Origin of the sequence: Nonomuraea sp. NPDC000554 (assembly GCF_040300065.1) — a bacterium.
Taxonomy (GTDB): domain Bacteria; phylum Actinomycetota; class Actinomycetes; order Streptosporangiales; family Streptosporangiaceae; genus Nonomuraea.
The window spans coordinates 394,279-406,366 of the sequence record NZ_JBEPDC010000004.1; the positions used below are offsets into that span (position 1 = coordinate 394,279).

13 protein-coding genes are annotated in these 12,088 nt (G+C 70.0%); 2 read left to right on the forward strand and 11 right to left on the reverse strand.

The genetic code is table 11. From position 1 onward, the window contains the following. Positions 1 to 110 precede the first annotated feature (110 nt). On the reverse strand, positions 111 to 851 hold the full coding sequence (locus ABT294_RS10755; protein ID WP_350805025.1) for a DUF899 domain-containing protein: 741 nt from the start codon (positions 849 to 851) through the stop codon (positions 111 to 113). Between the two features lie 490 nt (positions 852 to 1,341). On the opposite strand from ABT294_RS10755, the gene argG reads away from it, so the two are divergent. Then, a complete protein-coding gene (argG, locus tag ABT294_RS10760) occupies positions 1,342 to 2,790 on the forward strand; it encodes an argininosuccinate synthase (protein WP_350805026.1) in 1,449 nt (482 codons plus the stop codon). A gap of 58 nt (positions 2,791 to 2,848) precedes the next feature. On the opposite strand, the gene ABT294_RS10765 is transcribed toward argG, so the two are convergent. From ABT294_RS10765 to ABT294_RS10805, 9 genes are all read right to left on the reverse strand, one after another. After that, positions 2,849 to 3,334, reverse strand: a complete 486-nt coding sequence (locus tag ABT294_RS10765) for an inorganic diphosphatase (RefSeq protein ID WP_350805027.1) — start codon at positions 3,332 to 3,334, stop codon at positions 2,849 to 2,851. A 62-nt stretch (positions 3,335 to 3,396) separates the two neighbouring features. Continuing rightward, complete coding sequence (locus ABT294_RS10770; protein WP_350805028.1) at positions 3,397 to 3,942, reverse strand: TetR/AcrR family transcriptional regulator; 546 nt, start codon at positions 3,940 to 3,942, stop codon at positions 3,397 to 3,399. Next, positions 3,939 to 4,262 carry a DMT family transporter gene (locus tag ABT294_RS10775; protein WP_350805029.1) on the reverse strand — a complete coding sequence of 108 codons (324 nt, stop codon included), beginning with the start codon at positions 4,260 to 4,262 and terminating at the stop codon, positions 3,939 to 3,941. Before ABT294_RS10775 ends, ABT294_RS10770 begins: the two co-directional genes overlap by 4 nt. Before the next feature lie 73 nt (positions 4,263 to 4,335). Continuing rightward, on the reverse strand, positions 4,336 to 4,755 hold the full coding sequence (locus tag ABT294_RS10780) for an ArsR/SmtB family transcription factor (RefSeq protein ID WP_350805031.1): 420 nt from the start codon (positions 4,753 to 4,755) through the stop codon (positions 4,336 to 4,338). 59 nt (positions 4,756 to 4,814) lie between these two features. Beyond that, positions 4,815 to 5,075 carry a hypothetical protein gene (locus ABT294_RS10785; protein ID WP_350805032.1) on the reverse strand — a complete coding sequence of 87 codons (261 nt, stop codon included), beginning with the start codon at positions 5,073 to 5,075 and terminating at the stop codon, positions 4,815 to 4,817. A 145-nt stretch (positions 5,076 to 5,220) separates the two neighbouring features. Then, positions 5,221 to 5,679 (reverse strand): hypothetical protein, encoded by a 459-nt coding sequence (locus ABT294_RS10790; protein WP_350805033.1) that lies wholly within the window; start codon positions 5,677 to 5,679, stop codon positions 5,221 to 5,223. Between the two features lie 133 nt (positions 5,680 to 5,812). Further along, positions 5,813 to 6,691: a DMT family transporter gene (locus ABT294_RS10795; RefSeq protein ID WP_350805034.1), complete on the reverse strand. Its 879-nt coding sequence runs from the start codon at positions 6,689 to 6,691 to the stop codon at positions 5,813 to 5,815. 55 nt (positions 6,692 to 6,746) lie between these two features. Then, on the reverse strand, positions 6,747 to 9,005 hold the full coding sequence (locus ABT294_RS10800) for a polysaccharide lyase 8 family protein (protein WP_350805035.1): 2,259 nt from the start codon (positions 9,003 to 9,005) through the stop codon (positions 6,747 to 6,749). A gap of 74 nt (positions 9,006 to 9,079) precedes the next feature. Further along, complete coding sequence (locus ABT294_RS10805; protein WP_350805036.1) at positions 9,080 to 10,012, reverse strand: hypothetical protein; 933 nt, start codon at positions 10,010 to 10,012, stop codon at positions 9,080 to 9,082. 411 nt (positions 10,013 to 10,423) lie between these two features. Between ABT294_RS10805 and ABT294_RS10810 the strand changes: the two genes are divergently transcribed. Then, positions 10,424 to 10,696, forward strand: coding sequence for a DUF6247 family protein (locus ABT294_RS10810; RefSeq protein WP_350805039.1), 273 nt, complete (start codon positions 10,424 to 10,426; stop codon positions 10,694 to 10,696). Between the two features lie 5 nt (positions 10,697 to 10,701). Here the strand turns inward: ABT294_RS10810 and ABT294_RS10815 are convergent, their stop codons facing one another. Beyond that, a complete protein-coding gene (locus ABT294_RS10815; protein ID WP_350805040.1) occupies positions 10,702 to 12,087 on the reverse strand; it encodes a purine-cytosine permease family protein in 1,386 nt (461 codons plus the stop codon). Position 12,088: the final 1 nt, after the last annotated feature.

Consider the following 12,088-nt stretch of genomic DNA (forward strand, 5'->3'; position numbering starts at 1 on the left):
TGGTGCTTGCCGTGGCCGGTCGCCCGCTGGTGTGGGCGTACCGGCGGCTGGTCGATGGGATCCGGTTACGGGGCCGGGTCGGTGCGCCGTGGCGGGATCGGCTCGATCGCTCAGTGACAGCCGGGCTCGTGGTGCGAATGGCCCGCTTCGTCGCTGTACGTGTCGTAGTAAGGGAACTCGTTGACATAGCGCTGCCGGCCGAGCGGTGTCAGGTCCAGATAGTGGTACGTGCTCAACAAGAATTCGGGGCCGCGGCCGTACGTCGAATAGGTGTGAAAGACGGTGTCATCTTCCCGGAAGAAGACGCTCAGGCCGTGCGCCTCGCCCGCCCCCAGGTACGCGATTCCCTCGCGTTCCAGCGTCGCCTTGTCCTTGTAGTTGTACTCGACCGGCGCGACGGACTCGTCATTGGTGACGTGGAAGTCGTAGTTGAAGTCGGTTCCGGCCGAGGAGTACCACGGGATCGTCCACCCCATCCGCGCCCGGAACTTCTCGATTTTCGGAGACGGCGCGCGGGAGACGATCGCGAACGCGGTGTCACTGGCGTGCAGGTGACCCAGACGACCGATGTTGTCGACCGCGAACGAACAGCTCGGGCAGCCCTCCTCCCAGCTCGGGTCGAACATGAAGTGGTAGACGATGAGCTGGCGACGCCCCTCGAACAGATCGACCATACGCGCGCTGCCCGTCGGGCCTTCGAACGTGTACTCCTTGTCGATCCGGACCATCGGCAGTTCGCGGCGGCTTGCGGTGACCGCGTCCTGCATTCGCGTGACTTCTTTCTCCTGTGCGAGCAGCTTCAGCCGTGCCGCCAGCCATTCGTCACGGGACACCACGCGCGGGTCGGTCATGATGTTCTCCTCACAGTGAAAGGACACGTCGCGCACAATCCGTAGGAACTCGCGACCGCCGGCATCGGCCCATATCGGCAGGCCGACCAGGCGGTCACCCGCCGTACGTTGAGCTGAGTAAACGTAAACACCACCACCGCGAATTGTCACCCCTCCCCATGAGCGGGACGTGCGCAAAACCACCCCATCGGTCAACCGGAATACCGCGTGGCGCAAATCCGGAACCGCCGCTTCTCATATCGTGAAGCAGATCGATACGGGTGACTCAATCGCCGGAGTGCCGCCCAGATCCACCGCCGAGGTCGGACACCATCGGTCCCCCTCGCGCCGGCCGGGACTTCCGGAGTGGCAGAGCAGCGCCGGGCGAGTTCGCGATCACGGTCGGCGATCCGCCGTCTCCTGGTCGTCCGGAGACGACCATGCGGGACACGGAACCTTGCGGGCTCGACGTCTTGCATGGCCATGCATTGGTATGTATATACTTCTACTCGTGTCCAAGGTACTCACCTCCCTGCCTGTCAGCGAACGTGTCGGGATCGCCTTCTCCGGCGGCCTCGACACCTCGGTAGCGGTCGCGTGGATGCGCGACAAGGGTGCAGTGCCGTGCACCTACACCGCCGACATCGGTCAGTACGACGAGCCCGACATCGCCTCGGTGCCCGGGCGCGCCACGCTCTACGGCGCGGAAGTCGCCCGCCTGGTCGACTGTCGGGCGGCCCTCGTGGAGGAGGGGCTCGCCGCCCTGGCCTGCGGGGCGTTCCACATCCGGTCCGGTGGCCGCGTCTACTTCAACACCACCCCGCTCGGGCGGGCCGTCACGGGCACCCTGCTGGTGCGCGCGATGCTCGAGGACGACGTCCAGATCTGGGGCGACGGCTCCACCTTCAAGGGCAACGACATCGAGCGGTTCTACCGTTACGGCCTGCTGGCCAACCCCTCCCTGCGGATCTACAAGCCGTGGCTCGACGCCGACTTCGTCAGCGAGCTCGGCGGCCGCAAGGAGATGTCCGAGTGGCTGGTCACCCACGACCTGCCCTACCGCGACAGCACGGAGAAGGCTTACTCCACCGACGCCAACATCTGGGGCGCGACCCACGAGGCCAAGGCGCTCGAGCACCTCGACGCGGGCATCGAGATCGTCGATCCGATCATGGGCGTACGGTTCTGGGACCCTGCCGTCGAGATCGCCACCGAGGACGTCACGATCGGCTTCGAGCAGGGACGTCCGGTGACGATCAACGGCAAGGAGTTCGCCACCGCCGTCGACCTGGTGCTGGAGGCCAACGCCATCGGCGGACGGCACGGCATGGGCATGTCCGACCAGATCGAGAACCGGGTCATCGAGGCCAAGAGCCGCGGCATCTACGAGGCCCCGGGAATGGCGTTGCTGCACGCGGCGTACGAGCGGCTGGTCAACGCGATCCACAACGAGGACACCCTCGCCAGCTACCACAACGAGGGACGGCGACTGGGACGGCTCATGTACGAGGGCCGCTGGCTGGACCCGCAGGCGCTGATGCTGCGCGAGTCGCTGCAGCGCTGGGTCGGGACCGCGGTCACCGGCCAGGTGACCCTGCGGCTGCGTCGCGGCGACGACTACTCCATCCTGGACACGTCCGGGCCGGCGTTCAGCTACCACCCTGACAAGCTCTCCATGGAACGGACCGAGGACTCCGCCTTCGGGCCGGTCGACCGCATCGGCCAGCTGACCATGCGCAACCTCGACATCGCCGACTCTCGCGCCAAGCTCGAGCAGTACGCCCGGCTCGGCATGGTCGGCAGCTCGCACCCGGCGTTGATCGGTGCCGCGCAGGCGGCCTCGACCGGGCTGATCGGCGCGATGCCCGAGGGTGGAGCCGAGGTGATCGCCTCCCGCGGCGAGGTCCCCGAGGACGACGAGCTGCTCGATCACGCCGCGATGGAGTCCGGCACCGACTGACCCACGAGGCTGCCGACATGCCCCGATGATCCGGGTATGTCGGCAGTGGGCGACGCTGTCAGCCTGCCGATCGATAGCGCAGGACGGCCTCTTCGACCAGGCGCTCGGCGCACTCGCGGGTCTCCCACTCGCGTGCGTCGGCGGTCTTCCCCGGCTCCAGGTCCTTGTAGACGTCGAAGAAGTGCCCGATCTCGCCCAGGATGTAGAATGGCACGTCTTCGATGTCCTGATAATCGTCGAAGCGGGGATCGTCCGCAGGCACGCAGAGGACTTTGGCGTCCGGGCCCCGCTCGTCGCGCATCCAGAACACCGCGACCGGGCGGGACCTGATCAGGCAGCCGGGGAACGTCGGCACCTCGCCCATCACCAGCGCGTCCAGCGGGTCGCCGTCCTCGGCCAGGGTGTCGGGCACGAAGCCGTAGTCGTAGGGGTAGGCGGTGGCGGTGAACAGCAGCCGGTCCAGATGGATCCGCTGCCGGGCGACGTCCATCTCGTACTTGTTCCGCGACCCCCGCGGTGTCTCCACGACGACGTCGAAGTGCATCTCGCCATCACCCCCTGTCGACCCCATACTCGCAGCGGAGCTGAATAAACCCTTCTGGGTCTTCAGCCGGGCGGGTTGAGGAGGGCGTCCAGCGAGGTGGCGAGCGCGACCGCGTCGAGAGGCTGGTCGTGAGTGAGGGCGTACAGCAGCGCGCCGTCGATGAAGATCGTGGCGGCCCGGGCGGCTTCCGGGGTGGCGTGGACGCCGAGGATCTCGACCAGTCCGTCGAACCAGATGTGCGCCAGGGGGCGCAGTTCCGGCCGATGGGCGGCGGCGAGGTACAGCTCCGTCTCGACCAGGGCCCGGGGGCGGTCCGCGAGGTAGTCGACGGTCAGCACGGCCAGGGTCTTCGGGACGTCCGTGCTGGCGCGCAGGGCCTGTGCCCAGGCGTCCAGGCTCTCGACCGACGCCTGGGCGGCGTACTCGAGAGCCGCCTCGCCCAGGTCGTCGAGGGTCTTGAAGTAGTAGGTGGTCGCCCCCAGGGGGACCCCGGCGCGGGCGGCGACCAGGCGATGGGTCAGGCCGCCGACGCCCACCTCGGCGATCAGGCGGCAGGCGGCGTCGACGATGCTGCGGCGGCGTCCTTCGGGGTCGCGCCGGCCGCTCAATGGGCACCGCCGAGGTTGAGCACCACCACACCCGCGATGACCAGGGCCACGCCGACGGCCTTCGGCACGGTGATCGACTCGCCGAGGAACAGCGCTCCGATCACGACGATCAGGGTGGTGCCCAGGCCGGACCACACGGCGTACCCGACGCCGACCTTCAGCCCCTGCTGGATCGCCAGCGCCAACGCGAAGAAGGCCCCGGCGTAGGCCACCAGGCAGGCCATCGTCGGCCACAGCCGGGTGAACCCGTCGGTGGTCTTGAGCAGGCTGGTGCCCAGCACCTCGGCCACGATGGCGAGGCCGAGAAACACGTACGGCATGAGTCGGGCCCTCCTGTAGTACAGATGTACATGTACAAATGTACACAGTGCCGCCCGTTCGCGACACGCGCCCCTACGGGGTCGGCTCCTGGCCTCTTTCCGGGTGGATGGCGTCGGTGTGCTCGGTGTGCGCGATAGCCAGGTCGAGGAGCATCCGTACGTGCGCGTCGTTGAGCCGGTAGTAGGCCATCCGCCCGTCGCGACGCACCGACACCACCCGATGCGCGCGCAGCAGCCGCAGCGCGTGCGAGGTCGCCGACTCGCTCAGCCCGCTGACCACCGCCAGGTCGCACACGCACAGCTCGCCCTCGAGCAGCGCCATCAGCACGCGGAGCCGGCCGGGGTCGGACAGCAGCCCGAACACGTCCGCGGTGTCGACCACATCGGTCTCGGCGGGCATGCGCGCGCACACCGCCGCGACCCGCTCGGCGTTCACCACTCGGACCGCGCATCCGTCGATCGACGCCACCTGGCTATCTGAAGAACTCTTCACATTTGGAGCATAAGTGGATCAATACCGTCACCGTCAAGCCGAAGGGGATGCGCACGGTGTCAGTCCTCGGCCGCTTCGCAGGCGGGACGTGGGCTCGGCGGGCCGTCAGCCGGGCGGGTGACACCCAGCAGCGCCTGGACGGACAGACTGCGGCACCGGTGACAGGACGGCTCGCTCCACGGCGGCATGGCGGGGACGCCACCGCGGAGCCAGACGACGACGTTGCCGCCGTCGTGCGCCTCGTAGGCGTCCTGCCAGGTCTCGCGGCAGCAGAGGCACCGGAACACCCACGTCTCGGTGAAGATGTGCATCTCGCGCATGGGACTTCGCTCCTGGATCCATGACGTGATCAACAGATCGCAGAAGGCGTGGCCGGACAGCCCCGTTCACGGGCGGTTTCGCCCACGTGACCAGGATGGCCGAGTTGACGCACGCGGCCAGACACCGGCTCGACGCCGGGTCGTCCTAGGTGCGGCAGACGCAGAGACGGCTGAGCAGCGGCGTTCCGGCAGGGACGGCGGCCAGAGCGCCCGCGCGCCGACGCGCGGGAGGCGGGCAGGCCGCCACCAGCCAGAGCAGCACGAGCAGGCAGCCGACCAGCCCGCCCCTCCCGGCCAGCAGCTTGGCGGGACGGGCGCTGAGGCTCCGGCAGGCGTGACTGGTGCCGGGCGCGAGCGGGTGACTGTGCCCCGGGGGCAGCGCCGAGCACCTGCTCGCAGCCGCCACCGGCCCAAGAGTGAGGGGCAGGACATTCGGCTGCGACGCCACCTGGACGGCGACCGTGCCGCCCGCCGAGGAGCTTGCGCCGCGCCAGTCGGGAGCCCACAGCCCGAAGTGAATCGTGATCAGTGCGAGCAGGGCCAGCAACGCCCCCGGAGCCCGGCGATGACGCGCCAGGCGGCCGACCTGCGAGCCCACGATCACACATTCACATTACATCACGTTGAGTAAAGAGAAGTGACTCAGCGTATAACTTCATCCGCGGGCCGGGCGCGCCCAGGGCTGAGGCCGAACTGGGCCGAGGGGCGAACTGGGCTGAGAGGGAAGACCGGCGGCGTCACTTGCGCCTGGAGATGGCGACTCCGACCAGACAGAGGGCGCCTCCGGCGAAGGTGAGCCAGCCGGGAATCTCACCGAGCAGCGCCCACGACATCAGCACCACCAGCGCGGGGACGAGGTACGTGGTGGCGCCCATGTTGCCCGCCGTCGTCCTGGCCAGGGCGTAGGCCCAGGTGGTGAAGGCCAGCGCGGTCGGGAAGACACCGAGGAAGACGACGTTCAGCGTCGCCGCCGGCGGCGCCTGGGCCACCTGGTTCACCAGTTGCCCGGCGAACGGCAGGCAGGCGATCGCCCCGATCGCGCAGCCGAAGGTCGTCACCTGCAACGCGGAAGCGTGCCGCAGCGCGGGCTTCTGCGCCAGGATGGCCACCGCCCAGGACAGGGCGGCCAGCACGCACAGGCCCACACCCAGGATCGAGGAGGCGCCGCCCCCGGACTTGGAGATCCCCACGACCACCGCGCCGGCGAACGAGACGGCCATGCCGACCAGCAGTTTGCGGGGGAAGCCCTCGTGCAGGAACCAGCCGGCCAGCAACGCGATCAACAGCGGCCCGATGTTGACGATCATCGCGGCGGTGCCCGCCTCGACCTCCTGCTCGCCCCAGTTGAGAGCGACCATGTAGACGCCGAACCACAACACTCCCGACACGGCGATCCCGGGCCACGCCTTACGCGCGGGCCAGCCCTCGCCTCGCACGACGAGGATGACACCGAGCGTCAGCGCGCCGACCAGCAGCCGCCCCAGAGCCAACGCGCCGGGAGAGTAGGACTCCACGGCGCTGCGGATGGCCACGAAGGCCGACGCCCACAGCACGACCGTCACGCCGGCGGCGACGAGCGCCCGCCTATCCATCCGCGATTCCACGACTTGTTGCATGGAGCTGACGGTATCGCGGCGATATTTCGTGCTTCATCGAACCATGCCGCCTTTGCTAGGCGAGCCGAACAGTGATCGTCTTCGAGCTGCCGCCCCGGTCCGCCAGCCTGCCGAAGACGAGGGTGAGCTTCGCGCCGGTCGCGGCGCTCACCAGGAGCGGGTGCCCCCGGAGCACCTCGGCCACCGGCCGATCCCAGGTCACGGTCAGCTCGTTCAGGTCGCGCCGAGGGTCCGACACGGTCAGCGTGGCCGTGCCGTCGCCGCGTTCCCTGACGAGCACCGCCGACGGCGCGGACGCCGACAGGCCGCCGACCGCGCCGTCGTCCCAGAAGTTGACGGCGGTGATCCCGAGCGACGGCACCCGGACGCCCTGCTGGCGGGCGGTGTTGGCGAGCACGCGCGCCCAGCCGGGGTCGGCGGCGCGGGCCCGGGTCTCGCCCAGGCTCGCGCCCGGCAGCAGCAGGTAGACGTATCCGGCCGAACCGGGATCGACGCCGTGGTCGAGCCAGAGGGTGACGTAGCTCCGCGTCACCGCGGGCGAGCCGCCGGTGCGCTCCTCACGCAGCGTGTGCAGGAGGGCGCCGTCGCCCAGGACGTAGCCGCCGTGCCCTTCCAGGTGCGCCCAGCCCGCCTCGTCGTCCACGGTGAGGAGCGCGCCCGTCCGGCGGTTGTCCACGACGGTCTCGACCGGGACGCCGTCCTGGCTGGTGATCCCGGCGCCCAGGCAGACCACCGCGTCGTCGAGGAAGACCCACGACTTGAAGGCCTCCAGCGTGCTCTGGAAACCGTTCAGGTGCTGGCCGACGGTCGCGTACCTGCCGTCGGTGGCGCCGCCGACCCAGCGGCCGGGCGGGCAGGTGGCGCCCCACCCCTCGCCCGCGCCGTCGGCCAGCCGCCGGGTGGAGACGGTCGTGCCCGGCAGCCGGTAGGGGTCGACCGTGGGCCAGAACGAGTCGGAGTACTGGTCGCCGTGGCCCTCGGCCCACCAGTAGAGCATCCCCGAGCCGGTGTGCCAGCCGCGCGGGTTCTCGCCGTTGCCGTGCTCGTAGTGGCCGATCCGGTAGGACGCCATGCTGAGCCCCGCGCACCAGCCCGGCCTGCGGTGTACGGCGCGGGCGCTCATCGCGAGCAGCCGGTGCCCGGTGGGTTCGGCGGACGCGCTGAGCGCGTCGTCCTCCATGATCGCGGCGAGGCGGGCGTGGAATCCCAGGTCGCCGCCCTCGGCCGCGCTGAGCATGGGCCTGTGGGTGTCGCGCGCCGCCCACCCCCTGACCATGCCCTGCCAGCGGGCCCGCTCGGCGGCGGAGGCCGACTCCCCCAGCAGCAGGATCGCGGCGGCGATCGCGCGCCCCCGCCTGTGGTCGCCGTACGGCTCCCGGCCGATCCCCCGCCCGCTGACGAGGTCCATGCAGAAGCCGTCGTGGACGAACGGCGCGAACGACCGCTCCACCATGTCGAGGACGACCTGCCGGTTCGGGTCGGTGACCTCCCACGGCGAACCGCGCAACACCGCGAACAGCGTCGCCAGGCCCGACAGCAGCACCACCCCGTACCCGCCCTGGTAGGGGACGGACGTGTGCTGGAGGAACGATCCGTCCCGGTAGATCCCGTCGCCTTCGGAGACGTAGCGGAAGACCGGGGAGAGCGCCGAGGCGGCCAGTTCGGCCTTCCCCGGGTCCGACCCGAGGATGGCGCGCAGCAGCATCACCGTGCACAGGTCCACCCGATTGGCGCCGGTGCTGGTGCCGCTGTAGTCGTCGAGTCGGCATTCGGGGACGAAGTGGTCCACCGCGTCCCGCAAGGCTCTGCCCTGCTGCGCTGCCAGGTGCGGGCCGATCAGCACGGCCGCGTCGAGGAGCTTCCTGGGGGTGCCGATCTGCCAGTTCCACCAGTTGCCGTCAGGGTCGGCACCGGCGGCGTACACCTGGCGCCGGTAGTGGTCGATGCCTGCGGCGACGGCCTTGGCCAGCCTCGCGTCGCCGGTCAGACCGGTTCCCGGCAGGACGTACGCGCGGGCCATGGCCAGCAGTCGCGCCGGAGTCTCGGTGAAGGAGGGGAACTTCAGGCCGGGCCAGAGCGAGGTGCCGGTCGGGGCCATGGACTTCCGGTGCCCGTCCGCGATGGCGCCCAGCCTCGCCAGCCGCGTCCGGTACGGCTCCGCCGCCGCGTCGAACCGCGCGCCCGCCGTCACGTCCCGCCACTGGCGGCGCAGCAGGGCGAACGAACCGTCCCGGCCCGGCGGCGACGCAAGCGCCGCTCCAGCCACGGCGACCCCGCTGAGCTGGAGGAATAATCGCCTGGAGTATTCGATCACGGATGCATTATCACGCGCGACAGCGACCGGCGCCTCGCGCGTGTACGCGACGGAGCCGGTTCACGCGGGCGGCCTCAGCGCGGGGGGCGCAACGTGTGGAGGTGGGTGGTGAGGACGCGGGCATAGGCGGTGAGGAGGGTGGGGAGCTCGTCCGCCTGCTTCCACAGGGCTTCGATGAGGTCGTCGTAGCGCGCGGTGTCCTCCGGCGGCTCGTCCTCCAGCTGGTCGTTGAGCATGATGGCGCGGGCCTTCGCGGCCAGGGCGGAGTCGACCGCCTCGGACACCTCCCTGACGGCGGCGACGACCGACGGGGGCGCGCCGGCGGCGGTCAGGGCGTGGAGCAGGTCGTCGGTCTGCGGGAGCGACGGCATGCTGTGCTCCCGCCACATCTGCCCCCACAGGCGTCGGCGGCGGGCCTCCGGGGTTCCGTCCTCGACCAGGGCGTAGCCGCCTCCGGGGGCGGGGCGGGTGGTCAGGCCGATGTCGGCGGCGTGCTCCCGCGCTCCCGCGGGAGGCAGGCCGTCCTGGCGCATCCGGTCCTCCTCCATGCGCAGCGCCAGTTCGGCGAGGCGGCGGTCGTGGTCGGGGACGGGCGGAAGGCAGGCGAGGACGTCGGGCTCCATGCACGAGGACGGGTCGGCCGCCGCGGCCCGGCCCCGGCTCAGGGGCGTTCCGGTGAGGACGGCTTCCACCGCGCAGACCGCCACGTCGGCCCACCACGCGACGAACGCCCTGGCCGTCGTCTCGTGCTGGTCGACGAGCCGTTCGGCGAGCAGGACCCGCTGGGTGGTGAGCGAGGCCGGCGGGTCGAGCCGCAGCCCCTCGGGCGCGCCGCCCTGCGCCGCGCGGTTGCGCTGCTCGGCCGCCGCCAGCTCGCGGTAGTTCCGCACGGCGTCGGCCTGCGCGGCCAGGGCCTGCTCCGCGGCGTCGGCCAGCGCGCGCAGGAACCGGTCGAGGTGATCGCCGGTCAGCGGCTGCCGGGCAGCGGTGGAGTTGTCTGTCGCCATTGCGCCGTCTCCTCGACTGAACTCTGGCCTGGGGACGTCGCTGGGCGCCGCGCACGCCCCCCGGCGGCTACTGATCGCAAGGGGAGATTACTCCCGCGGCAATCCGCTGAAAGCGGGAACGCGGAGGTCTGGGAATATCGCACACGTCCGCATGGGGATTGGACGACGCGAGGACGGGGAATCAGCCGAATGGCGACCACCGGCTAGCCAGGGCGCCGATCAATACCGAAACGACACGACAAACCGCGCCACCCCTCATTAAGCGTGAAATATCGCGACACTACCCCCTCGCAGCTGGCAATATGCCGAAATCCCCGCAGAAGCGGCACTTCACCTCGGGTGACGGGAAAAGTGTCAGCAGGTAGCACGGATCCGGGTGGCGGGGCGATGCCGCGCGAGTACAGTGGCGGCGTGACGAACAAGCCTGTCGATTACCCCCGCTTCGACCCACAGGCCATCCTTCAAGCACTCCCGAAAGAACGGCGACCGCTTTTTCTCGCCGAGTACGAAGAGGCCGTTGAAGCCGCACGCAAGCCTGACCAGTTTTATCGCCTATATCACCTTTTGAACCGCTGGTGGCTGGATTCGATAACGCCTGTTGAAAGCGAGTTCGGCCGCCATCAGGCCGAACCGGTTGCGATCGACGGCCGCCTTCCCTGGTGTGACGAGCAGTCCGGCCGCTGAGCGGCTCAGGCCGGGTAGATCATCTCGGCCGGCGGCCTGCTGGTGCGGCGGGCCCACGGGTAGTAGAGGGCCGCGGTCACGCTCAGCCCGACGATCCAGGAGATGTCCGCGCCGCCGAGCAACTCGGTGACCGGCCCGGTGTAGAGCTTCTGGGCCATGAACGGGATCTGGACGACGACGCCGACGACGTAACAGGTCAGCGCCGCGGCGTTCCACCGGCCGTACCTGCCGTCGGGGTCGTACAGCGCGGGCACGTCCACCCGCTCGCGGGAGATCAGGTAGTAGTCGATCAGGTTGACGGCGCTCCACGGGGTGAACACCGTCAGCAGCACCAGGACGAAGTTCTTGAAATTGTCCAGGAAGTCGGCGCTCGCCAGCACCGCGATCGCCACCGAGACCGCGGTGAACGTGACGATGTAGAGCGCGCGGGCGACGGGCGAGATCCTCGACCGGCCGGTGAAGGCGGTCACGGTGGTCAGGACGCACATGAAGCCGCCGTAGGCGTTGAGGCAGTTGACGGTCAGCTTGCCCACCACGATCACGATGTAGATCAGCAGCGCGACGACCGCGGGCCCGGCCAGCTCGCCGACGAAGCCCACCTGGTCGGCGACGAACGCCTTGCCCGAGACGGCGGCGATGAGCGCGCCCAGCGTCATGGCCCACTGCGACCCGATCACGCTGCCGAGGAAGGTCGCCCAGAACGTGGCCCGCTCGGGGGTGTCGCGGGGCAGGTAGCGGGAGTAGTCGGCGACGTAGGGGCCGAAGGTGAGCTGCCATCCCGCGCCGAGCGAGACCGCCAGCAGGAACGTCACCACGTCGAAGGGCTTCCTGCCGACGAACTGCGAAATGTCGTACTTGAGGAGCAGGGCGACCCCGAGGTACCCGAGACCGATGACGCCCACCACGGTCGCGACCCGGCCCATGGCGTGGATGAGCCGGTAGCCCGTCACCGCCACGACCGCGGTCAGCACGCCGAAGACGAGGATCCCGAACGTCGCGGGGACGTGCAGGATCTGGCCGACCGCCTGCCCGGCCAGCACGCTCCCCGTCGCCGCGAACCCGAGGTACATCAGCACGACCAGCACGAGCGGCAGCACCGCGCCGAACACGCCGAACTGCGCCCGGCTGGAGATCATCTGCGGCAGGCCCAGGCGCGGCCCCTGGGCGGAGTGCAGGGCCATCACGGTCCCGCCCGCGACGTTGCCGATCAGCAGCGCCGGGATGGCCCACAGGGCGTCCGCGCCGAAGACGACGGCGAGCGCGCCGTCGACGATCGCGGTGATCTGCATGTTCGCCCCGAACCAGAGCGTGAACTGGTTGCGCGGCGAGCCGTGCCGCTCCTCGTCGGGGATGACGTCGATGGTGCGGCGTTCCACCGCAGGGGCTGCCATG